Genomic DNA, 23,245 nt, shown 5'->3' on the forward strand with positions numbered 1-23,245 from the left:
GACAAGGACTCCCGATGAGGATCAATCACGCGCTCCGGATCGCCGCCGGAGTGGCCGCGCTCGCGCTGGCCGTCACGGCCTGTGGCGGCGGCAGCAACAAGACCGCCACCCAGAATGCCGCCAATGGCAAGCTCACCATCGGCATCAAGTTCGACCAGCCGGGCCTGGGACTGCTCAACAAGGACGGCAGCCACAGCGGTTTCGATGTGGACGTCGCCACCTATGTGGCCGGCAAGCTGGGTGTGAAGCCGGAGAACATCACCTGGAAGGAAGCACCGTCCGCGCAGCGTGAAACGCTGATCCAGAACGGGCAGGTGGACTTCATCGCCGCCACCTACTCCATCACCGATTCGCGCAAGCAGAAGGTCGACTTCGCGGGGCCGTATTACATTGCGGGACAATCGCTGCTGGTGCGCTCCGACAACACCGATATCACCGGACCGGACTCGCTCAACGGCAACAAGAAACTGTGCTCGGTCAAGGGATCCACGCCGGCGCAGTACGTGAAGGACCACTACGCCAAGGAAGTTCAGCTCCAGGAATACGACACCTACTCGCTGTGCGTGGAGGCGTTGAAGTCCGGTTCCGTGGACGCCGTCACCACCGATGACATCATTCTGCGCGGCTACGCGGCGCAATCGCCGGGCGCGCTGAAGCTGGTCGGACAGCCCTTCACCACCGAGAAGTACGGGATCGGCCTGAAGAAGGGCGATACCGATTCCCGCGGCAAGATCAACGACGCCATCCAGGCCATGATCGACGACGGGTCGTGGAAGGCCGCGCTGGAGAAGGAATTCGGCGCCACCGGCCTCCAGATCCCGGCCCCGCCCCAGGTCGACCGGTACTGAACCGCGGCGGCCGATAATGTTCGACCTGATTTCCCGATATCATTCCCAGTTGCTCGATGCGTTCTGGGTGACCATCAAACTGACGCTGTCCTCGGCCTTGTTCGCGTTGATTATCGGCACCCTGGTGGCGGCGGCGCGCGTCTCGCCCATTCCCATTGCGCGGTGGGCGGGTTCGGCGTACGTGAATATCATCCGGAATACGCCGTTGACGCTGATCATCGTGTTCTGTTCGCTGGGCCTGTACACCACATTGGGATTGCGGCTGGCCGCCAAGGGGCCGAATGACCTGGCGCAGAACAATTTCCGTTTCGCGGTGCTCGGATTGAGCGTGTACACGGCGGCTTTCGTCTGTGAGTCGCTGCGGTCGGGCATCAATACCGTGCCGCTGGGGCAGGCGGAGGCCGGGCGCTCGCTCGGCCTGACCTTCGCGCAGAACATGCGACTGGTGGTGTTGCCGCAGGCTTTCCGGGCCGTTATCGCGCCGCTGGGCAGTGTGTTCATCGCGCTGACGAAGAACTCGACCATCGCCTCGGCGATCGGTGTGGGTGAGGCCGCGCTGCTCATGGCGGAGATGAACGAGAACGAGGCGGCGGCCTTGCAGGTCGGCGCCATCTTCGCGCTCGGCTTCGTGATCCTGACTCTGCCGACCGGTCTGTTCTTCGGCTGGCTGGCCAAGCGATTCGAGGTGCGCCGATGAGCACGGTCCTCTACGACGCGCCCGGTCCCCGGGCGCGGCTGCGGTACCGCCTCTACTCGGTGGTGGTGGCCGCGGTGCTGATCGCGGCGGTGTGGTTCCTCTATCGCGGGCTCTCCGACAAGGGGCAGTTCACGGCGGCGAAGTGGAAGCCGTTCGTGGAAGGCGACATCTGGAGCACGTACCTGCTGCCGGGTCTGCGCGGCACCATCGAGGCGGCGCTGCTGTCCATCGTGCTCGCGATGGTGCTGGGCATGATCTTCGGCATTCTGCGGCTCTCGGATCACCGGATCGTGCGGATCATCGCGGGTGTCGTGGTGGAGGTCTCGCGGGCCATTCCCGTACTGATCCTGATGATCTTCCTGTTCTCGCTGTACGCGCAGAACAATCTGTTCCAGTCGGATCAACTGGCCTTGGCGGCGGTGGTGACGGCGCTGACGATCTACAACGGCTCGGTCATCGCGGAGATCGTGCGGTCCGGGATCAAGGCGCTACCCAAGGGACAGACCGAGGCGGCCGTCGCGCTGGGGCTGCGCAAGACCCAGGTGATGGTCACCATCCTGCTGCCGCAGGCGATCACCGCCATGCTGCCGGCGCTGGTCTCGCAAATGGTGGTGGCGCTGAAGGATACGGCGCTGGGCTATCAGATCACCTACCGCGAGATCGTGCGGTCCGGACAGCAACTTGGTGCGTCGGAACAGAACACCATTCCGTCACTGCTGGTGATCGCGGCCGTCATGATCATCCTCAACTATGCGCTGACGGTGGCGGCCACCCGGCTGGAGAAGTTCCTGCGCACCCGTAAACGCGGCTCGCGCACGGTGCTCGCGGCCACCGGCGGCACGCCGCCGCCCGGTATGGACATGGTCATGTCCGGCCGGGGCGCCGATACCGCGCCGAAGTAGGCACCGCACCGCAGTAGGCGCCGCACTACTGAATACGGCCCGGGTGAACACGGTTCACCCGGGCCGTATCGCATTCGGAATCGAAACCTGTACGCCCGACCAGGAATCCGATTGCCAACAAGTCTCCCGACCTGCGGACAATCCGCCGACAGACTCGCATACTGCTGTTCATGGGCGAGTACGACCGGGGCCGAAAACAATACGCGCTGGGCCTCACGCTGGTCACCATCATCACGCCGCTCGCGGCGGTCTGCGCGGCCATTGCCGCCGCCGTCGGCGCACTGCTGACCGTGAAAGGCCGCAAGCGCATGGAAAACTCACGCGCCCCCGACCCCGCGGCAGCAACCCCCGCCCTGCGGGCCGCCGCCACCCGCCGCCCCGAACGCGGCGCCACTCGCGGCCCCCAACGCCGCCACGGCACCACTCACCCTCGCGGCATCACGCACTAGCTGCCGGGTCTCAGCCGAGTTCGGCTTTGACCACCTTGTAGGCGACGGATTGGTTGTACCCGCGGCGGGCCAGCATTCCGACCAGTCGGCGTATCGCCTTCTCCCGATCCAGATTCGGCGGCAAGGTACGGATCTTCTTGCGCACGAACTCGGCGGCGCTGTCCTCGTCCGAGCCTTGATCCTCTTGTTCGCCGTCGCCGTCCTCATCGTTCTTCTCCGCTACGGAGGGCTTCTTGGGCTGCGCAGTCCGAGAAGTCTCACGCGGCAGGTCGAGACCCGAAGCCGAGAGTTCCGCGGTCACCACCGAATACGCGGTGGCGGGCGCATACCCACGCCGGGCCAGCATGGAAACCAGCCGACTGACAGCCTTGTCCCGGCTGAGCTCCGGAGACAATGTCTGCAACTTGCGGCGAACCAGTTCGGCGGCGCGGGCGTTCTCATCATCGGCGGTGATCGCCTCGAGCGCCGGCTCCGCATCCTCCGGCGCAATCCCCTTCCGGCGCAACTCCTGCGCCAGCACCTTCTTCCCTTTACCGGAATAGGTATGCCGCGAATGCACCCACTGCTGCGCGAAAGCCGCATCATCGATCAACCCGACCTCGGCCAGGCGATCCAGCACCCGAGTCGCCACCTCGGCCGCAAACCCCTTGTCCGCCAGCCGATCCGCCAGTTCCGAACGACTCCGCGCCCGATCGGTCAGCAGCCGCAGACACACATCCTTCGCCTGCGACTCGGTGCCCCCTCCAGCCGGAGCCGAAGGCGCTGCCGCCCCGTCACCCGAGTCCGATCGACGTCCCCGTCCACGCCCGCGACCGGCCCGCCCGCCACGTTCATCCCGGCCGTCCGATCGCCCGAAGGCCTCCCCCGGCTCCGACGCGCCCGCCGGCCTGCCGCGCAGCTCGGCCGAGGTGATCGTGTCCCCATCAGCCGGGCCCCGCCCGCGATGCCCGCCGACCATATCCGGATCGGACTGCGGTGCAGCACCTTTCGCAAGGCGTGCCAGGAACTCCTCGGCTTGTTTGTATGCGGCACTATCGGGGCCTGACGATGCGTCGGCGGCACTACGATCGGTCCGCGTCTCCGCCTGCGCGCGCCTGCCTGCGCGGCCGGATCCCGTTCGGGGGGTCGTGCTGTGTTCGGCGTCGCCGTGATCAATGCGAGAAGCCGCAAGAAGGTCGGGATACGCCGGGTTACGGGGCGCGCGTGGAGAATTCGCGGCGGCGGTGGATGAGCTCGGGCGCGACCCGGATTCCGGGGTGGGGGTGGCCCCGCCGTCGCCGGGGGCAGTGGACGCTTCCTCTCGCCACTGCCCCGGCGACCGGCGTCGCCCGGTGGGCGAACGTCGGTGAGACCCGGGGGGCTCGGGGGGTGGGGCCCAGGGGTCTTCGGGGGTGTCGTCGGGTGGTTCGGGGTCGGTCAGGTTGTGACCGGCCTCGGCGAAACCTGTTGCATCGTAGGCCGTGTGGGCAGAGTGTGCAGCAGGGGGTGGATACGGCTCGGCCGGTTCGGAATAGGTCCAGCCCGAGTTGGTGGAATACGGGTCCACCGAGTTTCGGCCGTACAGGTCGTTCGAAGAGTTGCGGCTGTACGGGTCCGCCGAATCTCGGCCGAAGAGGTCAGGGCCGAGATCGGGGGTGGCGGATTTGCGGGAGGAACGGGCGCCGCGTTTGGCGGCGCGGGACTCCACTGCTTCGAGTTGGCGGCGGAGGCGTTCTACCGCGTCCAGGCGGGGGGTGGTGGGCCCCGGCGAATCGGGCCGGGGCTCAGCGGTTTCCCGATCGGTCATCGTCAGAAGTCGGCGGGTGCTCCGGCTTCGGCGTCGGTGGTGACGTCGGCGCCGATACCGAGCTTCTCCTTGATCTTCTTCTCGATCTCGTCGCGGACGTCGGTGTTCTCCAGGAGGAACTTGCGGGCGTTCTCCTTGCCCTGGCCGAGCTGGTCGCCCTCGTACGTGTACCAGGAGCCGGACTTGCGAATGAAGCCCTGGTCGACACCCATATCGATGATCGAGCCCTCCTTGGAGATGCCCACACCGTAGAGAATGTCGAACTCGGCCTGCTTGAACGGCGGAGCGACCTTGTTCTTCACGACCTTGACGCGGGTACGGTTACCGACCGCGTCGGAGCCGTCCTTCAGGGTCTCGATGCGGCGTACGTCCAAGCGGATCGAGGCGTAGAACTTGAGCGCCTTACCACCGGTGGTGGTCTCGGGCGAGCCGAACATGACGCCGATCTTCTCGCGCAGCTGGTTGATGAAGATGGCGGTGGTGCCGGAGTTGTTGAGCGCGCTGGTCATCTTGCGCAGCGCCTGGCTCATGAGGCGGGCCTGCAGACCGACGTGGCTGTCACCCATCTCGCCCTCGATCTCGGCGCGCGGCACCAGGGCGGCGACGGAGTCGATGACGATGATGTCGATGGCGCCGGAACGCACCAGCATATCGGCGATTTCGAGCGCCTGCTCACCGGTGTCGGGCTGCGAGACCAGCAGTGCGTCGGTGTCGACACCGAGCTTCTGGGCGTAGTCGGGGTCCAGCGCGTGCTCGGCGTCGATGAAGGCCGCGACACCGCCGAGGGCCTGCGCATTGGCGACCGCGTGCAGGGCGACGGTGGTCTTACCCGAGGATTCCGGGCCGTAGACCTCGACGATGCGGCCGCGGGGCAGACCGCCCAGGCCGAGCGCCACATCCAGCGCGATGGAACCGGTCGGGATGACCGAAATGGGCTGGCGTGCCTCTTCGCCCAGGCGCATGACGGCGCCCTTGCCGAAGCTCTTCTCGACCTGCGCCAACGCCAGTTCGAGCGCCTTGTCGCGGTCAAAAGCCTGTGGTGCCATCGTCTGGTCCCCTTCTGGACGGATTGTCTCGTGCTGTGGTTGGCGCTCACGTTAGAGGGAGGCACCGACAAGTTCCGACGCCGAGCTTAGGCGAACAAGTGTTCGAGGCAAACAACGCGCCCCGCGACACGCTGGCGAAGATTCGGCGGTCAGGGCAGCACGGTGACCCGATCCACCTCCACCAGCGCCTGCGACTGCTTGAACAGCCGCAGCACCGGCGTCACCTCGACATTGTTGATCCCCTCCAGCGGCCCCAGCCGTTCGGTCACATAGCGATACAGATGCGAGGCGTCACGGCAGGCGATCGAGGCCATCAGATTGCTGGGCCCGGCGGTGGCGGCCACATAGGCGACCTCCGGATGGGTGGCCATCGCCTTCCCTACGCCGTCCAGATGACCCGGCCGCACCTGCAGCCACAGCGAGGCGCGGGCGGTGTAACCCATTCTCTCCAAAGCGAAGTCGAGGTCGAAGTAGAGCACCCCGGCCTCGAGGAGTTCGCTCATCCGCCGCGCCACCCGGGTGGCGCTCCAGCCGGTGGCGGCGGCGAGCTGCGCGTAGGGCGCGCGGCCGTCGCGGCCGAGGACGGTCATCATGATCTCGTCCTCGCGGGACAGTACGACCGACGACTTCGGACCGGTCGGTTCCCACAGCACCGGCCGCGGCCCCAGCTCCCGCAACTGCTCCGCGCTGAGCAGATGGCCGTAGCGCGGCCACTCCTCCTCGAACGGAAACGCCCGCAGCACCTCGTGCGCGACCATCCCCTTCAACTGACTGACCCGCGGCAACTGCCGCAGCAGCAGTTCGTCCCGCCGTTCCAGGCTGCGCGGCCGGCACACGCACATCACCTCGGACCCGGTGGACAGCAGCGACACCCAGTTCAGATCCGGTACGCGCGCAAGGGATTCGGCCAGCGCCACCGCCCGGCTGGGTGCGGATTCGAGGCGCAGTATCCAGCGCGCATGCCCCAGCGGCACCACATTGACCTGCCCCGACACATGCAGGATCCCCAGTTTCCGCAGGGATCGATAGCGCCGCGCCACCGTCTGCTCCGAGACGCCGAGAATGGCCCCGAGCCGCGCGAACGGGATGCGCGCATCGCACACCAGGCCGTGCACGATCTGCTTGTCGAGCACATCCATTACGGAGGAATCGTCTTCCCATTCCGGATCCATAGGAGGAATCTAGCGCAAACACCGCCACAGCTATGGGGATAACCGCGTGCACGCGAACCTTTATGACGAAATCGTTCGTTCTCTGGAGGTAATCATGCGGAAGTGGCTCCCACTGTTCGCGGCATGCCTGGGCACCTTCATGCTGCTCATCGACGTCACCATCGTGAACGTCGCACTCCCCGACATCGCCGCCGATCTGCATACCGGCCTGTCCGGACTGCAGTGGGTGGTCGACGGTTACGCGCTCGCGCTGGCGGCGCTGCTGCTGGTGCTGGGTTCGCTGGCCGATCGGGTCGGCGCCAAGCCCACCTATCTCACCGGTCTCGTCCTGTTCGCGGCCGCCTCGCTGGCCTGCGGTCTGGCGCACTCGTCCGAGTTCCTGGTGGCGGCGCGGACCGCGCAGGGCATCGGCGGCGCGGCCATGTTCGCGACCACCCTGTCACTGCTGCACGCCACCTACACCGGGAAGGATCGCGGAATCGCGTTCGGCGCCTGGGGCGCGGTGGCCGGTGCGGCCGCCGGGATCGGGGTGGTACTGGGCGGTGTGCTCACCGATCTGCTGTCGTGGCGGTGGATCTTCTTCGTCAATCTGCCCATCGCCGCGGTCACCATCACCCTGTCCGCCTTGGTGTTCGGGCCCTCGCAACGCCGCACTGACCGGAAGGTGGATCTGCCCGGCATGATCTCCTTCGCGGTGGCGGCGACCGCGGTCACCTACGGCATCATCCGCGCCGGTGAACACGGCTGGGGCGATACCCAGGCGGCCGCGACGATCCTCGCCGGTGTTATCGCCGGCATCGCATTCGTGGTGATCGAATCCCGTAGTGCCGCACCGATGCTGCCGCTGTCGCTGCTGCGCAGCCCGGGTTTCGCGGCCACCCTGATCGCGGCGGCCGGGTTGAACTTCGCCGCCTTCGCCGCGAACCCGCTGATCTCGCTGTGGCTGCAGCAGCAACTGCACCTGTCCCCGCTGCGGGCCGGGTTGTCCATGCTGCCCATGGCGCTCACCGCGTTCCTGGTTTCGGGCATGTTCGGCCGCCTGCTGCACGATCTGGCGCCGCAATGGTCGATCGGCGCGGGCCTGATCGTGCTCGGCGCCGGTAGCGGCCTGCTGACCATCATCGGCAGTGGATCCGACTGGGCCGCACTGGTTCCCGGCTTCGTGGTGATCGGTGTCGGCGTGGGTATCGTGGCCCCGGCGGTGGTCGGAGTGGGCATGGCGGCCGTGCCGCCGCGGCAGAGCGGCACCGCTGCGGGCGCGGTGAACACCGCCCGTCAGCTCGGACTCGCCCTCGGTGTCGCCTTGCTCGGCACGGTGTTCCGCAATGGGGCCGGTGGCGGGCAGCCGATGTCGCTGCCGCACTTCGTGACCGGACTCGATACCGCAGTGGGCGTGGCCGGTGTGGTGGGCGTGGCAGCCGGTGCCGTCGCCTTCGTCCTGTTCCGGGTCCAGCAGCGCGTACCTGATGTGATCGAGGAGCCGGTCCTGGTCGGCTGATGCGAGATACCGCGCGCAATGGGCGCGCACACGATGTGGCGAGGTCCCGCCCCCGATACGGGGACGGGACCTCGCTCCGGTATTCGCCCGATTCTCCTGCCTTGCAGGTTTATTCGATCGGCAGCGGCGTGTCGTCGCCTTCGGGGCGGGGGCCGAAGATGCGGCGTTCGGATTCGGCGATGGGGATGTCGTTGATGCTCGCCTCGCGACGGGACATCAGCCCCTCCGGGGTGAACTCCCACAGTTCGTTGCCATAGCTGCGGTGCCACTGGCCGGATTCGTCGTGCCATTCGTATTGGAAGCGCACGGCCATGCGATTCTCCCGGAAGCCCCAGAGTTCCTTGCGCAGGGCGTAGCCGTTCTCCCTGGCCCACTTGCGTTTCAGGAAGTCGACGATCTCGGCGCGGCCCGTGACGAACTCGTCGCGATTGCGCCACACCGAATCCTCCGTATACGCCTGGGCGACGGTTTCGGGATCGCGTGAGTTCCAGGCGCTTTCGGCGGCCCGGACCTTGATTCGCGCGGAGTCCAGATCGAAGGGTGGCAGCGGCGGTCGCATGTCGATGGTCCTTTCAGGGGTTGACGGGTGAGAGTTCGGGTTCGCTCCAGCGCAGGGGTGTGGCGCCGGAGATCTCCACCACCTCGTGCACGGTGAAGTCGATGGCGCATTGCGCGCCGGTGGTTTGCCCAGGGTCATGAACATCGAGTTGCCGCGGTAATCCGGCCAGCGCAGGTGGGTGGTTGAAAGTACTTGCAGGAAGCCCGGATTGCCGCCGCGATGGGAGGCGTCCGCATTGCCTTCGGCGTCGGCGGCGGCCACCACGATCATCGGCTGCTGCGCCAGGAATTCGGCGAGCGGATCCGGAATGCCGGGCCGGATCATCCGTCCCACGTGCTGGGCGATATGAGCCTGGCCCATGCGTTCCTGAACGGCCCGTTCCCCCGGGTGGTAGGCGATGGTCATGATGCCCTCCGGACTGTCTAACCTGCATAAGTAGTTTTACTAGTTAGAATCTAGGGACAGCAGGATTCGCCTGTCAACCCTTGTGACTACTTCGACCGGTTCGACGGAGGTGTGCGGCCGATGACCATGCCCCGGCGGTTACGATCGGATGTGCCCGATCCCCGCCCTCACCTCGGTGAACCCCTCGCCCTGGACCTGCTCAATACGCGCTGGATGACGGCCGACGGGCTGGAGGATCTACTCACCGACGTGGCCGGAGTGCGGCAATGGCTGGCGGACAACGACCTCGCGCTCCCCGCCGGCGAGCCCATGCGGCAGGCCCTGCTCACGGCCCGCGAAGCCATCCTGCACACCGTGCGCGGTGCATCCGGCGCCGATCTGAACGCCGTACTCGACCACGGCCGCATCCGGCGGTCGCTATCCGCCGCCGGGCCGGCGACCGAACCCGAAGTGCCGCAGCCGGAGTGGTTACCCGCCTGGCTCGCCGCCGACAACCTGCTGGAATTACTCTCGGCCGCACCCGACCGGATCAAACAGTGCGCGCATCCGCACTGCGTGCTGTGGTTCCTCGACACCTCGAAGAACGGGACCAGGCGCTGGCATTCCATGGCCATCTGCGGCAATCGCGCCAAGGCCACGCGCTACTACGCCAGAAAGCTCAATGGCGAGGACTGACCCGGCGGTTCACCAACGAGTCCGCGGCACATCGAATTCCACGCACAACGCACGCCACACATCCCGCGGATCCACCCCCGACTCGATGGCCTGCGCGCCCGTGCGCCCCATGGCGGGCAGCACGTGGTCGGTCAGCAGCGCGTCGCCGCGCGCAGTACCGAATTCGGTATGCAACAGTTCCTGGAACTCCGTCAACCGCACGGCCGCGAGCCTACCAACCACCCCGGCACGCTCCCGACCCGCACACCAGCGGGCCCGTTCGATCACCCCGGCGCGCACTCGCACCGCCGCGCAATGATCCGACCGACCCTCAGCAGTCCGGGCCGACACGGCAACAGTCCGGGCCGACACGGCTAACAGTCCGGCGGACGTGACGATCTCTCACCTGCCGGGCAAACAGTCTCAGGCGGTTTGCGCGGATTCGAGGACGTCGTGGCAGACGCCGACGGGGTCGGAGACCACCGCGATGCCGGAGGCGGCGGAGCGGGCGGCGGCGGCGTAGGCGGGTTCGGCGAGGATGCGGTCCACGGCGTCACGGACGGCTTCCGTGGTGAAGGGGCGGACGAGGATCGAACTGCCTTGGCGGGCAGCGCGATTCGCCAGTTCCCATTGGTCGCCACCGCCGGGGACGGTGACGAGGGGAACGCCGGCCAGCAGGGATTTGGCGAGCAGGCCGTGCCCGCCGCCGCCGATGGTGACCGCGGCATGGCGCAGGATTTCGTCCTGGCGGCCCAAACCGGCTGTGGCCCAGGAAGGTAGCTCGGCAGGCGGAGTGTCGAGGGTGGACACGGCCACTCGCACACCCGCGCCGTCGAGGGCCTCGAGCACGGTGGAAACCATGCCGCTCACACCGGTTTCGGCGGTGGAGGGCGCGACCATGATCAGCGGCTCGTCACCCTTCGGCAGGTCCAGTAAGTGCTCGGTCGGCTCCCATAGCAGCGGGCCGACCAGGTGCGCATTATCGGGCCAGTCGGGGCGCGGGACCTCGAGCGCGGGCAGGGTGGCGACCAGGCGTGCGGTCGGGCCCGGATCCTCCGGCGGCAGGCCGACACTCTCGCGGGCCTGTTCACGCTGCTGCTCGCCACGCCGGATGGCGCGCGAGGTCAGCCCGCGCAGCACCGAATCCCGCGCCCGGCCACTCAGTCCTTCGCCGATGGCGAGCCCACTCCCGATGGGCGGCAGGCCCTTCGACGGCAGGTACAGCGGATGCGGCGAGAGTTCCACCCAGGGCAGGCGCAGTCGTTCGGCCGCCATACCGCCGCCGACGGTGAGCACATCCGATACCACCAGGTCGGGCAGCATGGCGCTCATCTCGGGCAGGATCTCGGTCGAAATGAACGCCGCCCGTTGATGGATGCGCGCACCCGCATCGCCGTCATCATCCTCCGCGCGCGGCGCGAGCCCCTTCAACCGGCGCACGCCGATCCCGGCCGCGAGCGCCGCATCGAACCAGCGTGGACTGGTGAACAACACCGGTTCATCCCCGGCCTCGAGGAACCGCAGGCACAACGCAATCGCCGGAAACGCATGCCCCGGATCCGGCCCGGCCACAACAGCTACTCGCACGCGGACAGACTGCCACACCCCACCGACGCCAACCACACCCATCCACCCCGATAGAGCCGCCGAGTGGCACATGGCGGTCGCGGACAACGGCGTGTCCCGGCCCTCATGTGCCACTCGGCCCTCAGTCGTAGTGGTAGAGCTCGAAAGCTATGGCGTGGGCGGCGGGGAAGGCTTCTTTCGGGCCGGCGCTCATTTCGAGGACGGCTCGGGCCTGGACGGGGGCCGGTTCGGGGCCGAGGGCTTCCAGGTAACGGCGGTGTGCGGTCAGGGATTCGACGGCGACCTCGAAGGTTTCGGTGACGTCCACGCCGTGGCTGCCGTCGGGGACGCCGTAGATGGCGGCCCAGCGGGGTGACCATGTCGGGAGGTCGGCGAGTTCGGGGTGGATCCACTCGTTGCCCGCGTCGGAGACGGCGTCGAGGCCGGCGCGGCCGACGGCGCGGTGGTCGGCGCTGTTGGCATAACCGCGGGCCCAGACGTCGGCGGAGTTGAAGAGCACCACGATGTCCGGGCGGTGCCGGCGGATGGCCGCCGCGAGATCGCGGCGCAGGGCGAGGGATTCCTCGATGCGGCCGTCCGGATAGCCGAGGAACTCCACCTCGCTGACGCCGACGATCTTGGCCGAGGCCCGTTCCTCGTCCTCGCGCAGTGGACCGGATTCGGCGGGCGGCAGTCCGGCGATGCCCGCCTCGCCGCTGCTGACCAGTACGTAGCGAATGTCCTTGCCCTGCCTGGTCCAGCGTGCCACCGCGGCGGCGGCACCGTATTCGATGTCGTCCGGATGCGCGACGATCACGATGCCGCGCTGCCAATCCTCGGGAAGCTGCTCCATGCCGTCATTCAACACGGTCGGTCCGTGTTCGCACGATTCATGCTCCGGCGAGTACGTCCTCGAAGGCGGCCTCGGCCGCGCCGAGCAGTTTGAGATCCGTTCCCAGCGTCGACTTCTCGACCCGTACCCCGCCCAGCGCGCGGCTGACCATGCTGCGGCCGCGGATCCGGTCCTCCACGCGCGCCACCATATCGTCGGGCAGGGCGGTGAACAGGTCGCCGAGCACGACGCGCTCGGGACCGAGGATATTGACCGCGTTCACCAGGCCGAGCACCAGCCAGTCCAGATACTCCGTCAGCCCGGGTGGTTCCGGATCCCGTTGCAGCGCACGCAGTTCCGCGACGATGGTGCCGCGCGGGCTGTGCTCGGGCAGTCCGAGCGCCCGGCACAGTGCGGCCTCCCCCACCTCGGTTTCCCAGCAGCCTTCATTGCCGCAGTAGCAGGCGCGGCCGCCGGGCCGCACCGTCATATGGCCGATCTCGCCGAGGTATCCGGCCGATCCGCGCAGGGACGCGCCCTGCACGATGAGCCCGCCGCCGACCCCGATATCCGCGGAGACGAACAGGGTGTCCGCGGCGCCCCGGCAGACGCCGCGGACATATTCGGCGAGCGCACCGAGTTCCGCGTCATTGCCGATCACCACCGGCAGACCCAGAACGGCTTGCATCCGCTCGCCGAAAGCCACCTCCGTCCAGCCCAGATTGGGGGCGGTGTGCACATGCCCGTCGGTGCGGCGCACCACGCCCGGCACCGAAATGCCCGCGGCACTGGGGCGCAGGCTCAGATCCGCCGCCAGCAGCGCCGCCGATTCGGCCACGTGCGTGACGACCTCTTCCGGTTCCCGTTGCCGCCCATGCAGATTCCAGCTGTTGCGGCCCAGTATCTGCCCACCGAAACCGATCATGGCCATGCCGACGTGCTCGGCCTGCACGTCGACGGCGAGCACCACGGCCGCCTCCGGCTGCGGCAGCACCAGGAGCGAGGGCCGCCCCGCGCCCCGGGCCAGGCGCGGCACCCGCTCCTCCACCAGTCCGGATTCGGCGAGCGCGTCCACCAGCATCTTGATGGTGGAGCGGTTCAATCCGAGTTCGGCGGCCAGCGCCGCCCGGGTGGCCGGTCCGCCGACGTGCAGCAGCCGCAACAGGCTGGACCGGTTGAAGCGGCGCACCTCGTCCGGTCGTGCGACGGTCATGAGCTCAGGCGGGCGGTCATGAACTCAGGAATACCATTGCGGCGCTCAGCGTTGCGCCACCGCCGCGCGTCGTCTCGAGATCGCGTCCACGGTGGCCGCCAGCAGCAGCACCAGGCCGGTCACGATGGAGACGACGGCGGCCGGCTGCCGCAACAGTCCGAGCCCATTGGACACCACCGCGAGCACCGCGCCGCCGATCACCGCGTCCGCGACCCGCCCGCGCCCGCCGAACAGCGAGGTCCCGCCGATGACGGCCGCGCCGACCGCGAACAGCAGCGTATTCAGCCCGCCCGCTTGCGGATCCACCGAACCGACCTTCGACGAGTACACGATCGCGCCGACCGCCGCACACGACGAGCAGATGACGAAAACGCTTGCCCGCAACTGCGTCACATTTATGCCGGCCCGCCGCGCCGCCTCCGCATTGCCGCCGACCGCGTAGATGTGCCGGCCGTAGGTGGTACGCGTCAGCACATAGGTGCCCACCACCAGCAGCACCAGCACGATCGGCACCACATACGGCACGCCGGAGATCACGATCAGCTTGCTCGGCGACCGGTTCACGGTCAGCAAGGCCGTCACCACTACGGCGAACACGGTGAGCGCCAGCACCTTTGCCGCGATCAAGGGTGTCGGCGAGGTGACCAGGCCGCGTCTGCGCCGCAGTATGTGCCCGCCCACCGTGACCGCCGCATAGCCGCCCGCGGCGACCACGCACAGCACCCAGCTGCCGATCGTGGACAGGTTTCCGTTCGCCACTTGATCGAGCACGTGCGAGGAGCTGATGCCCAGCACGCCACCCTGGCCGATGAGTTGCAGGATCACGCCCTGCCAGGCCAGGAACAGGGCCAGCGTCACCACGAACGACGGCATGCCGATCTTCGCGATGAGGAATCCGGTGATGCAGCCGATGGCCGCACCCACGCATACCGCCAGCAGCATCTCTATCCACGGATTCGCATGGAAGCCGACCAGTGTCAGCACCACGCCCAGCAGTGACAGCGCCACGCCGGGCCAGATACGCAGTAACCCGGCCAGCACCGCGCCCAGCACCATCAGCGCATTGAAGATCCAGAAGACCGTGGATCCCATGCCCTGCAGCAGGTTTCCGTTCTCGACGTAATGCAGGGCCAGCACCGCGCCCGCGACACCCGAGGCCGTGCCCGCCGACAGGTCGATCTCGCCGATCAGCAGCACGTACACGATGCCGATGGCGATGATGGTCTGGCCCGCGCCCTGCGCCAGCAGATTCGCGATGTTGTTCAGCGAGAAGAACACATCCGACAGCAGCGAGAACAGCACGACCAGCGCGATCAAGCCGAGAATCGCGGGCAGCGAACCGATATCGCCCGAACGGAGCCGGACCAGATAGTCGCGGAGCGCCTCGGTCGTCGACTGATTCGTGGTGTCGATACCGAAATCGGTGATCACCGTGCCGCTCTCGGCGGCACGCGCCGTCCCCGACTCCGGAATGCCTTTTGTCCCAGTGGTTTCCTCGTGCACTGTTTCCTCACTCACAGCGCCACCTCCTCATTCCCAGCACCGCGATTCACAGCACCGCCGCCTCGGGCCGGGCCAAGCCCAGATCGCCGGAGCGCCCGGCGGTGATGAGCTCGACCACCTGCGCGGTGGTGACATCGGCCGTGCGCACCTGCGCGGCCATCCGACCCAGGTACAGCACCGCGATCCGGTCCGCGACCTCGAAGACGTCGGCCAGATTGTGGCTGATCAGCACCACGCCCAGGCCCTGTTCGGCCAGGCGGCGCACCAGATCCAGCACCTGCCGGGTCTGCGCCACGCCGAGCGCGGCGGTCGGTTCGTCCAGCAACACCAGATTGCTGTTCCACAGCACGGCTTTCGCGATGGCGACCGTCTGCCGCTGCCCGCCGGACAGCGAAGCCACCGGTGTGCGCACCGATTTCACGGTGCGCACCCCCAATGACGCCAGAGTGCGCCGCGCCGCTTCCTCCATGCTCGCCTCGTCCAGCAGCCACGGTTTCCCGCGTTCCCGGCCGAGGAACATGTTCGCCACGATGTCGAGATTGTCGGCCAGCGCGAGATCCTGATAGACGACCTCGATGCCGAGCGCCCCCGCATCCTTGGGCCCGTGCAGGTGCACCAATTCGCCCCGGAACCGCACCTCACCGGAGTCGGCGGCGTGAATGCCGGCCACACATTTCACCAAGGTGGTCTTGCCCGCACCGTTGTCGCCGACGAGGGCGGTGACCTCGCCGGCGGGCACGGTGAAATCCACATCGTGCAGTACGTGCACCGGGCCGAAACTCTTGTTCAGGCCGGTGATCTGCAGCAGCGGCTCACTCATGGCGTGACCTCAGCCGATGCCGAGCTGGGTGCAGGCGGCCTTCACATCACCGGTGCAGACATCGCTCGCCTTCACGTAGCCGGTGTCGATGACGGTCTTGACCTCGTTGCGGGTGATGGTCTGCGGCGGCAGCAGCACCGATTTCACGGTGCGGTTGCCCTTGGGATCCTGACTCACGCCCTGCGCCAGCGCATTCGCGGCAGCGGTATCGCCCTTGGCCAGGGCCGCGGCGAGTTTCGCGGTGTTCTCGGCCTCGTCCTTGATCGGCTTGAACACCGTCATGTACTGGTCGCCGCGCAGGATCGCCTGCAGGCCGTCGACGGTGGCGTCCTGGCCGGTGACGGGCACCTTGCCATTGAGGCCGTTCTTCTTCAGCACGGTGATGATCGCACCCGCCAGGCCGTCATTGGCGGCGACCACGCCGTCGACCTTGCCGCCGTTGCCGGTGAGGATCTGCTCGAAGGTGTTGCCGCCCTGCTGGTTGTCCCAGTTGTCGATGGGCTGGCTGCGCACCAGTTTCAGGGTGCCCGCGTCGTAGAGCGGCTTGAGCACGTTCTCCTGGCCCTGGTGGAACAGGGTGGCGTTGTTGTCGGTGGGTGCGCCCTCGATCTCGATGACCTGCGCGCCCTGCTTGCCCTGCAGGGCGGTGGCGATCGACTTGCCTTGCAGCTCACCGACCTTCACATTGTCGAAGGACACGTAGTAGTCGGAGGAGCCGCCCAGGTTGAGGCGGTCGTAGTCGATGGTGGGGATGCCGGCCTTCTTGGCCTTGGCGGCCACCGCGCTGCCGACCTCGCTGTTGATCGAGGCGATGACCAGTACCTTCACGCCCTTGGCGATCATGCCGTCGGCGAGGGTGGAGAACTTCTGGACGTCGCCCTGCGCGTTCTGCACGTCGGAGTCGAAACCCTGTGCGCTCAAGGCCTGTTGCAGCATGGGCTTGTCGAAGGCTTCCCAGCGGGCGGAGGTGGCGGTCTCGGGGAGGATGACGCCGACGGTGCCGTTCGCGCCCCCGCCCGAAGGGGCCGAACTGCCACTACTGCTGCTGCTTCCGCTGCTGGTCGAATTCGAACCGCACGCGCTCAATACCAGTGTGCTCGCCAGTCCGACCGCGACCAGAGCCAGTCCGGCCCCCTTCCGGCGGCCGGAATTCTTGGACCGGACTGGGTTGTTCGTCCTCATCACGCTTGACCTTCCCGAGACCGCGACCGCTCCCATGGAGATGGTGGGAGGGCCGCGCAGCCATATGTTGTGGGCAACAACATATGCGAGAAGAGACGGTCAGAACGGACGTTTCGCCAAATCCTTTGCTACGGCAGCAGGATGACCTTGCCGCCCGCATGCCCGTCCCGGACGAACTCGTGCGCGAGACGCACCTCATCCAGCGGGAACGTCTTGCTGATCACCACGTCCAGCTTGCCCGCGGCCACCAGATCCAGCAGCTCACGCCAGGCATCGGCACGGATCTCGGTGCCCGGATCCGCACCGGGACCACCACCCAGACCCTTGATCCCGGTCTCCGCCGTCCGGCCGAACGCCACGATCGTGGCGATCCGATCGCGATCGGGCACCAGCTCCAGGGACACATCGACCGCCTCATCGGTGCCGACCGTATCGAGCGCCACGTCGATTCCGTTGGGCGCCAAGGCGCGAACGCGATCGGCCAGACCGGGACCGTACTCGACCGGTTCGACTCCATAGGCGCGCAACCGCTCGTGCCGGTCCGGGCCGGCGGTACCGATCACCCGGGCGCCGCGGGCCACCGCCAACTGCGCGGCGATCGAGCCGACGCTGCCGGCCGCGCCGTGCACGAGGACCGTGTCACCGGGGGCGACACCGGTCGCGGCCAGCATGTGCACCGCGGTGCCGCCCACGGTGAGGATGCCCGAGGCCACCTCCCAGCTCACGTCCGCGGGCTTGGGCAGGACCTTCGCGGCGGGCAGGGTCAGCTCGGTGGCATAGGCGCCCTCGGCGCGGATGATCACTTCGTCGCCCACCCGGAGCGGGCCCGCCGGGCCCTCGGCGTCCGGGGCCGCGGCGATGACCTCACCGGCCGCCTCCAGGCCGAGACGCAGCGGCAGGGCGGCCGGGTTGGTGCCGAAGGCGCCGCTGTAGCGCTTGTAGTCGATGGGATTCACGGCCGTGGCGTGAATTCGGACCGTGACCTCACCCGGACCGGGCGCGGGCACATCGATCTCTACGGGCGAAAGAACTTCCGGTCCACCGTACGTGGTGGCAACGATTGCAGTAGCCATAGCGCCCTCAACGTACCGATCACCGAGCGGATTCCCATCCGGACACGACCGATTACCGCCCCGGACGCGAAAAGGACCGGTCGTCGTCGACGACCGGTCCTTCGCACGGGCCTGCTACAACTTGCCGGCCGGCGACTTGTTCGACCCCGACACGGCCTTGTACAGCGCGTACAGGCCGAAAACCGCGAGGCTGATCACCAGAATGGGGAACAAGCTCTTGATGATCGCGCTGATGATGGCGACCGCGATCCAGACCAGCACCACGACGCCGATGATCTTCCAAAGCATCTCTATCCTCCGAAGCTCTGCGAACCGGCGAGGCGCTCGATCCGACACCCTCCATACTGGCCCGCGTACCTGAGAAAATCACCAGGTCAGCAGTGAAATCCGGGAGAGTTCAGGGTTCACCCTGAGGGCCGCGCGGCAGGCAACCGGGGCGGTACCGCCCGGAACAGCGCTTATGGCCGGAACCGATTGTCGGCAAGATCGGTCAGGGCCTGCGCCCAGCCGTCCAGCCGATCCGCGGCATCCCGGAGATGCACCATCGCCATGCCCAAATCGTCGGCAATGGCGGCGCTTTCCGGCACGGCCAGCACCCGCGCCGCGGCGGCCACCATGCCCTCGAACTCCACCACGCCCCCGTCCAGCCGCACCGAAATCAGCTGAACATGGTCCACCAGCGGCGAATTCGCGCCCATGGCCCCCGAAGCCCGTTCCATCGCAACGACATCGGCGGCCAGCGCATGCAATGCCGCCGCACCGGAGGTCGCGGTCTCCAAGGTGTCGGCGAGATCCTCCGCCGGTAGCCTGCCGGTTCGCGAGATCTGCTCCCCGAGCTCGTGCAACGCCCGCTCTGCGCGCACCAGCCGCGCAATGGACGCCCGCGCCATCGACCGAATCGGCGGCAACTTCCGCGGCACGAACGCCGCCTGCGGCAACGGTTCCTTCCGCAGCTCCAGATACCGCTTGGTGGTCACGGCGGCCCCGGTAACCAGCGCCACCGCCCCGCCACCGACCACGATCACCGCCCAGGCCGGCGCCGAAATCAATACCAGCCCAACGGTTCCCGCAGTAGTCAGCCCGGAAGCGGTACCCAGTCGAAGAGTTCGCCGCCGGGCGCGCCGCCGCTTCCGCAACTCCCGCTCCCGCGGATCCGCCCACTTCCGCACGGCCACCAACGCCTGCTCCCCCACCCCGCGCAGGGTGTCCGGCAGCCGCTGCGCCAACTCCTCCGGCCCGACCCCGGTAGGCGCCAGCACCTCCCGCACCGCCTCGGTAGCCCGCTCCCGCTTGGACCGCTTGATCTTCTGCTTCTTCCCCTGCGCTTCGCCGCCGCCCACCGGCGACGCACCGCGGCCCGACCCTCGCCGCTTCCGATCGGAACCGGCAGCGCCCGAACCCGGCGCGGGAGCGGAATATCCAGCACCCGGCGCTGTCCAGGCCGCGTCCCCGCCCGGATAACCAGGCGCGCGGCCAAAACCGGTCGGCCCTCCGGATTCGACCGGCGCCGCAGACGAACCGGCAGCGGCAGCGCGGTAACCGTTCGAGGAGCTTGCGGCAGGGCTCGTGAAGCGGCCCGCCGCGCGTGAGGTCGACTCCGGCCGCACCGACCGATCGGTGGCACCCGGCGGCGGCGTGAATGCCTCGCGCGCAGTGGAAGATTCGGCGTCCGGAGTGCGCTTGCGGCGGCGAGTACGCGTTGTGGGTCGATCGGACCCGGGCCGCACCTGTGCCGCGGCCTCGGCCTGATCACGGCGGATAGCGGCCGTTATCGCGTCCGGGTCACCGATCGGTGTGGGCGCCGGCCGACCGGCAGCGGTTCCGAAGTCGTTGCTGCCGCGCTGTTCCGGCGAGGTGGCCGTGCTGCCGCGCCATTCCGGTGGGGTCCAGGCCGCCGCAGGCTCGCTGCGCGGGGGCGCGAGGGGCGGGGTGGAAGTTACCGGGGGCGGGGTGGAAGTTACCGGGGGCGGCGGGGATTGGGGGGCGGCGGAAGGGCCCGGGTGCGGCTGAGCTTCGGGGACGGCCGCGGCGCTCGGGGGTGGAGACGGGGGGAAGGGGGACGGGAGGCCCGGGATGGGGTCCGGGGTTTTTGTCCGGGTACGGCGGAGGAAACGGGCAGGGGAGGTCGCGGACGCGTTGTTGTCAGCCCGCGAACTCCCCATCGTCCAATGCCTTTCGCGCCGGGCCGCTACTGCTGAGCGGCCTGGCCCTTGTTGAAGTTGGGCTGGGCGGCCGGCTGCGCAGGCTGCTGGGCGGGCTGGCCCTGCGGGATCTGCTGGGTCTGGCCGCCGGCGGGCAGGGCGTCGCCGCGCATGGAGGCGCGGATCTGCTCGAGGCGGGAGTGGCCGGCCATCTGGATGGATGCCTGCTGGACATCCAGCATGCGGCCCTGCACCGAGTTCTGGGCCAGCTCGGCGGCGCCGAGGGCGTTGGCGTAGCGGCGTTCGATCTTCTCGCGCACCGCATCCAGGCTCGGGGTGGTGCCGGGGGCGGACAGGGTGGAGTCCATCTGCTGCAGCGAGGCGGACACCTGCTCCTGCATCTTCGCCTGCTCCAGCTGCGAGAGCAGCTTGGTGCGCTCGGCGACCTTCTGCTGCAGCAGCATAGCGTTCTGCTCGACCGCCTTCTTGGCCTGCGAGGCCGCCTGCAGCGACTGGTCGTGCAGCACCTTCAGGTCCTCCACCGCCTGCTCGGCGGTCACCAGCTGCGCGGCGAAAGCCTCAGCCGCATTGGTGTACTGGATCGCCTTCTCGGTGTCGCCGGCCGAGGTCGCCTGATCGGCGAGCATGACCGCCTGGCGCGCATTGGCATTGAGCTTCTCGACCTCGTCGAGCTGCCGGTTCAGCTTCATCTCCAGCTGACGCTGGTTACCGATCACCGACGCCGCCTGCTGCGACAGGGCCTGATGCTGACGCTGGGCTTCCTCGATGGCCTGCTGGATCTGAACCTTCGGATCCGCATGCTCTTCGATCTTCGAGTCGAAGAGGGCCATCATGTACTTCCAGGCCTTCACGAACGGATTAGCCATCGATTGATCCCGCCTCCATATGACGTGCCGAGCTTCTCCAGCGCGGCAGTAGTGCGCGACCGTCACGCACCCCTGTTGTCCCTATCCTCCACTGTGCAGCGGCGTGCCGGAGACTCGTGGTAGTTCAGCAGGGCTACACGACGTCCCCGGCACGAAGCCTACAGAGAATTTATCCCTTTCGGCTCCACAGCACAGTGATCACTTGGCAGCCACCAGCACCAGACGATCCGACTTGGGCGCCGGAATGACGATGCGGGGGCCGAAAGCCGCGTCCCCACTCTGCGGCAGATCGCCGTCCCCACCCCTGGGGGTGACGCCCGTACCGGCCTTGGCCAGGGCCGGAGCGGCGGCGACCCGGACCGCATCCGCCGGGGCCGCAGGCACATTCGGCGCACCCGCCCCCACCGGCGCGGCGGCCTTGTCGGTATCGGCCATGGCCATGCTCACATCGAAGAGCACCTGCGCCAGGGACACGTCCAGGGCTTGGCAGATGGCGGCCAGCAATTCGCTGGAGGCCTCCTTGCGCCCGCGCTCCACCTCCGACAGGTACCCCAGGCTGACTCGTGCCGAGGTCGAGACCTCACGCAGCGTCCGGCTCTGGGCGACCCGAGCGCGCCGCAGGCTTTCCCCGATGGCTTCTCGCAGCAGCGTCATCTCGTTCTCCTCACACTCGTCTCGCCGGACCCAGCGTTTGACTGGACAACGTCCGGCGTCGGCCGCGCGTTCCCGGTCCCCTTCACCCGCCCCGGAGACTCCGGGTGAGCTCGGTGACCGCGGCGCGAACCGCGCCCACCCTGATCGTCCACCGGTCCCCCGACAAGTTCAACCGAACCACCTCGGTGTTGTCCGAACCCGCTACCCCCAGGAATACCGTGCCGACCGGGCGTCCGTCCTGTGGTTCGGGTCCGGCGACGCCGGTCAGCCCGATCCCCCAGTCCGCTCCGCACCGGGTCCGAGCGCCGACGGCCAGCTGCTCGGCGGTGGTTGCGGCGACGGGTCCGTCTGCGGCGAGAGTGTCCGCACTCACACCCGCGAGGGCTTGTTTCAAGTCGGTGGCGTAGACGATCAGTCCACCTCGCAACACGGCACTCGCACCGGGAATTCCCGCGATCGTCGCGGCCAGCAGTCCGGCGGTGAGCGATTCGGCGGTCGCCACCGTCTGCCCGGCCGTCTTCAGCGCGGCCACCAGTGCGGCGGCCGGGACGGCGGCGGTCAGCGGATCGATCGAATCGAGCGTGGCGTGTTCCGGTGATTCAGGCGGCACGACCGCCGCCCGGCGACCCGAACCACAGCCGAGCCGCCTGCACCACGTAGTCGAGGCCGGTGACCACCGTCAGCACCAGCGCCACATACATCAAATCCATTCCGGCCGAAGCGAATCCACCGGACAGCGGCAGCAGCAGCACCGCGATCGCCACCGACTGCACCAGCGTCTTGAGCTTGCCGCCGCGGCCCGCGGGAATCACCCCGCGCCGCACCACGGCCAGCCGCAGCAGGGTCACCCCCAGCTCGCGCGCCACGATCACGATGGTGATCCACCACGGCAGGTCGTGCAGCGCGGACAGCCCGATGAGCGCCGCGCCGATCAGCGCCTTGTCCGCGATCGGGTCGGCCAGCTTGCCGAAGTCGGTGACCAGCCCGTACTTGCGGGCCAATTGCCCGTCGATGCGATCGGTGATGGCGGCGACGCCGAACAGTGCGGCCGCACCCCAGCGCCAGCCCGTCTGGTGCCCGCCACCCGCGAACAGGGCCAGCAGGAACAGCGGCACAATCACGATGCGCAGCACGGTCAGCACATTGGCGATGTTCAGCAACGGCACCGGAGTCGGTTCACTCATCGACGGCACCGCCACCGCTTCCACCGGCTCGGGACGTGCGACGGGTACGAAACCCGGTCCGGGCGCGGGACCCGCATCGGTCCAGCGACCCTCCACTTCATCGCGCTGCACGGTCACCAGCGCCCCCACCGGCCGCGGAAACGGCCACGGTCACCGGACGATGCCGGGAGGTGA

The 23,245-nt window shown here is 68.1% G+C and carries 24 protein-coding genes and 2 pseudogenes; 6 read left to right on the top strand and 20 right to left on the bottom strand.

Going from position 1 to position 23,245, the window contains the following annotated elements; translation table 11 throughout:
• Positions 1-14 precede the first annotated feature (14 nt).
• The 4 genes from ACIP5Y_RS02005 (at position 15) to ACIP5Y_RS02020 (ending at position 2,896) form a co-directional block, all read left to right on the top strand.
• The gene (locus ACIP5Y_RS02005) at positions 15-848 is read left to right on the top strand and encodes a glutamate ABC transporter substrate-binding protein (protein ID WP_400346734.1); all 834 of its coding nucleotides are present in this window, start codon (positions 15-17) and stop codon (positions 846-848) included.
• Between the two features lie 16 nt (positions 849-864).
• Positions 865-1,545 (top strand): amino acid ABC transporter permease, encoded by a 681-nt coding sequence (locus ACIP5Y_RS02010; RefSeq protein WP_400346736.1) that lies wholly within the window; start codon positions 865-867, stop codon positions 1,543-1,545.
• Positions 1,542-2,447 (top strand): amino acid ABC transporter permease, encoded by a 906-nt coding sequence (locus ACIP5Y_RS02015; protein ID WP_400346737.1) that lies wholly within the window; start codon positions 1,542-1,544, stop codon positions 2,445-2,447. The genes ACIP5Y_RS02010 and ACIP5Y_RS02015 overlap by 4 nt, the downstream gene beginning before the upstream one ends.
• A 170-nt stretch (positions 2,448-2,617) precedes the next feature.
• Entirely contained in the window at positions 2,618-2,896 is a 279-nt protein-coding gene (locus ACIP5Y_RS02020; protein WP_400346739.1) for a hypothetical protein, read from the top strand.
• Positions 2,897-2,906: 10 nt separating this feature from the next.
• Here the strand turns inward: ACIP5Y_RS02020 and ACIP5Y_RS02025 are convergent, their stop codons facing one another.
• From ACIP5Y_RS02025 to ACIP5Y_RS02040, 4 genes and pseudogenes are all read right to left on the bottom strand, one after another.
• Positions 2,907-3,200, bottom strand: coding sequence for a hypothetical protein (locus ACIP5Y_RS02025; RefSeq protein ID WP_400349067.1), 294 nt, complete (start codon positions 3,198-3,200; stop codon positions 2,907-2,909).
• Positions 3,174-3,794 (bottom strand): annotated as a pseudogene (gene recX, locus ACIP5Y_RS02030) (recombination regulator RecX); the annotation flags it as partial. The pseudogene recX and the gene ACIP5Y_RS02025, both read right to left, overlap by 27 nt.
• A gap of 890 nt (positions 3,795-4,684) precedes the next feature.
• Positions 4,685-5,728, bottom strand: coding sequence for a recombinase RecA (gene recA, locus ACIP5Y_RS02035; protein WP_400346741.1), 1,044 nt, complete (start codon positions 5,726-5,728; stop codon positions 4,685-4,687).
• A 149-nt stretch (positions 5,729-5,877) separates the two neighbouring features.
• Positions 5,878-6,900 carry an Lrp/AsnC family transcriptional regulator gene (locus ACIP5Y_RS02040; protein ID WP_400346743.1) on the bottom strand — a complete coding sequence of 341 codons (1,023 nt, stop codon included), beginning with the start codon at positions 6,898-6,900 and terminating at the stop codon, positions 5,878-5,880.
• Positions 6,901-6,994: 94 nt separating this feature from the next.
• On the opposite strand from ACIP5Y_RS02040, the gene ACIP5Y_RS02045 reads away from it, so the two are divergent.
• The gene (locus ACIP5Y_RS02045) at positions 6,995-8,398 is read left to right on the top strand and encodes a DHA2 family efflux MFS transporter permease subunit (RefSeq protein ID WP_400346745.1); all 1,404 of its coding nucleotides are present in this window, start codon (positions 6,995-6,997) and stop codon (positions 8,396-8,398) included.
• A gap of 109 nt (positions 8,399-8,507) precedes the next feature.
• Here ACIP5Y_RS02045 and ACIP5Y_RS02050 read toward each other — a convergent pair whose 3' ends face one another.
• Both ACIP5Y_RS02050 and ACIP5Y_RS02055 read right to left on the bottom strand, forming a co-directional pair.
• Positions 8,508-8,957, bottom strand: coding sequence for a nuclear transport factor 2 family protein (locus tag ACIP5Y_RS02050; protein ID WP_400346747.1), 450 nt, complete (start codon positions 8,955-8,957; stop codon positions 8,508-8,510).
• Between the two features lie 13 nt (positions 8,958-8,970).
• Positions 8,971-9,221 (bottom strand): annotated as a pseudogene (locus ACIP5Y_RS02055) (pyridoxamine 5'-phosphate oxidase family protein); the annotation flags it as partial.
• Positions 9,222-9,512: 291 nt separating this feature from the next.
• Between ACIP5Y_RS02055 and ACIP5Y_RS02060 the strand changes: the two are divergent.
• Entirely contained in the window at positions 9,513-10,037 is a 525-nt protein-coding gene (locus ACIP5Y_RS02060) for a CGNR zinc finger domain-containing protein (RefSeq protein ID WP_400349069.1), read from the top strand.
• Positions 10,038-10,046: 9 nt separating this feature from the next.
• On the opposite strand, the gene ACIP5Y_RS02065 is transcribed toward ACIP5Y_RS02060, so the two are convergent.
• The 14 genes from ACIP5Y_RS02065 to pgsA form a co-directional block, all read right to left on the bottom strand.
• Positions 10,047-10,238, bottom strand: a complete 192-nt coding sequence (locus tag ACIP5Y_RS02065) for a DUF3046 domain-containing protein (RefSeq protein WP_400346749.1) — start codon at positions 10,236-10,238, stop codon at positions 10,047-10,049.
• 201 nt (positions 10,239-10,439) lie between these two features.
• A complete protein-coding gene (locus ACIP5Y_RS02070) occupies positions 10,440-11,603 on the bottom strand; it encodes a glycosyltransferase (RefSeq protein ID WP_400346751.1) in 1,164 nt (387 codons plus the stop codon).
• 121 nt (positions 11,604-11,724) lie between these two features.
• Positions 11,725-12,435, bottom strand: coding sequence for a PIG-L deacetylase family protein (locus ACIP5Y_RS02075; RefSeq protein WP_400346753.1), 711 nt, complete (start codon positions 12,433-12,435; stop codon positions 11,725-11,727).
• 37 nt (positions 12,436-12,472) lie between these two features.
• Positions 12,473-13,627: an ROK family protein gene (locus ACIP5Y_RS02080; RefSeq protein ID WP_400346755.1), complete on the bottom strand. Its 1,155-nt coding sequence runs from the start codon at positions 13,625-13,627 to the stop codon at positions 12,473-12,475.
• A gap of 45 nt (positions 13,628-13,672) precedes the next feature.
• Positions 13,673-15,145: a sugar ABC transporter permease gene (locus ACIP5Y_RS02085; protein ID WP_400346757.1), complete on the bottom strand. Its 1,473-nt coding sequence runs from the start codon at positions 15,143-15,145 to the stop codon at positions 13,673-13,675.
• Between the two features lie 31 nt (positions 15,146-15,176).
• Complete coding sequence (locus tag ACIP5Y_RS02090) at positions 15,177-15,950, bottom strand: ATP-binding cassette domain-containing protein (RefSeq protein WP_400346759.1); 774 nt, start codon at positions 15,948-15,950, stop codon at positions 15,177-15,179.
• A gap of 9 nt (positions 15,951-15,959) precedes the next feature.
• Complete coding sequence (locus ACIP5Y_RS02095) at positions 15,960-17,132, bottom strand: sugar ABC transporter substrate-binding protein (RefSeq protein WP_400346761.1); 1,173 nt, start codon at positions 17,130-17,132, stop codon at positions 15,960-15,962.
• 128 nt (positions 17,133-17,260) lie between these two features.
• A complete protein-coding gene (locus ACIP5Y_RS02100; RefSeq protein WP_400346763.1) occupies positions 17,261-18,205 on the bottom strand; it encodes a zinc-binding alcohol dehydrogenase family protein in 945 nt (314 codons plus the stop codon).
• A gap of 114 nt (positions 18,206-18,319) precedes the next feature.
• Positions 18,320-18,493, bottom strand: a complete 174-nt coding sequence (locus ACIP5Y_RS02105) for a hypothetical protein (protein WP_400346765.1) — start codon at positions 18,491-18,493, stop codon at positions 18,320-18,322.
• A 170-nt stretch (positions 18,494-18,663) separates the two neighbouring features.
• Positions 18,664-19,545: a hypothetical protein gene (locus ACIP5Y_RS02110; protein WP_400346766.1), complete on the bottom strand. Its 882-nt coding sequence runs from the start codon at positions 19,543-19,545 to the stop codon at positions 18,664-18,666.
• Between the two features lie 848 nt (positions 19,546-20,393).
• Positions 20,394-21,233 (bottom strand): phage shock protein PspA, encoded by an 840-nt coding sequence (gene pspA, locus ACIP5Y_RS02115; RefSeq protein ID WP_400346767.1) that lies wholly within the window; start codon positions 21,231-21,233, stop codon positions 20,394-20,396.
• A gap of 198 nt (positions 21,234-21,431) precedes the next feature.
• Positions 21,432-21,887, bottom strand: a complete 456-nt coding sequence (locus tag ACIP5Y_RS02120; RefSeq protein ID WP_400346769.1) for a helix-turn-helix domain-containing protein — start codon at positions 21,885-21,887, stop codon at positions 21,432-21,434.
• 82 nt (positions 21,888-21,969) lie between these two features.
• Positions 21,970-22,497, bottom strand: coding sequence for a CinA family protein (locus ACIP5Y_RS02125; RefSeq protein WP_400346771.1), 528 nt, complete (start codon positions 22,495-22,497; stop codon positions 21,970-21,972).
• Complete coding sequence (pgsA, locus tag ACIP5Y_RS02130; protein WP_400346773.1) at positions 22,487-23,188, bottom strand: CDP-diacylglycerol--glycerol-3-phosphate 3-phosphatidyltransferase; 702 nt, start codon at positions 23,186-23,188, stop codon at positions 22,487-22,489. Before pgsA ends, ACIP5Y_RS02125 begins: the two co-directional genes overlap by 11 nt.
• Positions 23,189-23,245: the final 57 nt, after the last annotated feature.

The sequence above is a fragment of the Nocardia sp. NPDC088792 genome (assembly GCF_044750615.1).
Classification (GTDB): Bacteria; Actinomycetota; Actinomycetes; order Mycobacteriales; family Mycobacteriaceae; genus Nocardia.

What these genes read in the sequence shown, in the direction of transcription:
- ACIP5Y_RS02015 (WP_400346737.1), top strand. Translation starts at nt 1,542, where the DNA reads ATGAGCACGGTCCTCTACGACGCGCCCGGTCCCCGGGCGCGGCTGCGG.
- recA (WP_400346741.1), bottom strand. Translation starts at nt 5,728, where the DNA reads ATGGCACCACAGGCTTTTGACCGCGACAAGGCGCTCGAACTGGCGTTG.
- ACIP5Y_RS02045 (WP_400346745.1), top strand. Translation starts at nt 6,995, where the DNA reads ATGCGGAAGTGGCTCCCACTGTTCGCGGCATGCCTGGGCACCTTCATG.
- ACIP5Y_RS02010 (WP_400346736.1), top strand. Translation starts at nt 865, where the DNA reads ATGTTCGACCTGATTTCCCGATATCATTCCCAGTTGCTCGATGCGTTC.
- ACIP5Y_RS02120 (WP_400346769.1), bottom strand. Translation starts at nt 21,887, where the DNA reads ATGACGCTGCTGCGAGAAGCCATCGGGGAAAGCCTGCGGCGCGCTCGG.
- ACIP5Y_RS02075 (WP_400346753.1), bottom strand. Translation starts at nt 12,435, where the DNA reads ATGGAGCAGCTTCCCGAGGATTGGCAGCGCGGCATCGTGATCGTCGCG.
- ACIP5Y_RS02095 (WP_400346761.1), bottom strand. Translation starts at nt 17,132, where the DNA reads ATGAGGACGAACAACCCAGTCCGGTCCAAGAATTCCGGCCGCCGGAAG.
- ACIP5Y_RS02005 (WP_400346734.1), top strand. Translation starts at nt 15, where the DNA reads ATGAGGATCAATCACGCGCTCCGGATCGCCGCCGGAGTGGCCGCGCTC.
- ACIP5Y_RS02080 (WP_400346755.1), bottom strand. Translation starts at nt 13,627, where the DNA reads ATGACCGTCGCACGACCGGACGAGGTGCGCCGCTTCAACCGGTCCAGC.
- ACIP5Y_RS02105 (WP_400346765.1), bottom strand. Translation starts at nt 18,493, where the DNA reads ATGCTTTGGAAGATCATCGGCGTCGTGGTGCTGGTCTGGATCGCGGTC.
- pspA (WP_400346767.1), bottom strand. Translation starts at nt 21,233, where the DNA reads ATGGCTAATCCGTTCGTGAAGGCCTGGAAGTACATGATGGCCCTCTTC.
- ACIP5Y_RS02040 (WP_400346743.1), bottom strand. Translation starts at nt 6,900, where the DNA reads ATGGATCCGGAATGGGAAGACGATTCCTCCGTAATGGATGTGCTCGAC.
- ACIP5Y_RS02090 (WP_400346759.1), bottom strand. Translation starts at nt 15,950, where the DNA reads ATGAGTGAGCCGCTGCTGCAGATCACCGGCCTGAACAAGAGTTTCGGC.
- ACIP5Y_RS02100 (WP_400346763.1), bottom strand. Translation starts at nt 18,205, where the DNA reads ATGGCTACTGCAATCGTTGCCACCACGTACGGTGGACCGGAAGTTCTT.
- ACIP5Y_RS02020 (WP_400346739.1), top strand. Translation starts at nt 2,618, where the DNA reads ATGGGCGAGTACGACCGGGGCCGAAAACAATACGCGCTGGGCCTCACG.
- ACIP5Y_RS02050 (WP_400346747.1), bottom strand. Translation starts at nt 8,957, where the DNA reads ATGCGACCGCCGCTGCCACCCTTCGATCTGGACTCCGCGCGAATCAAG.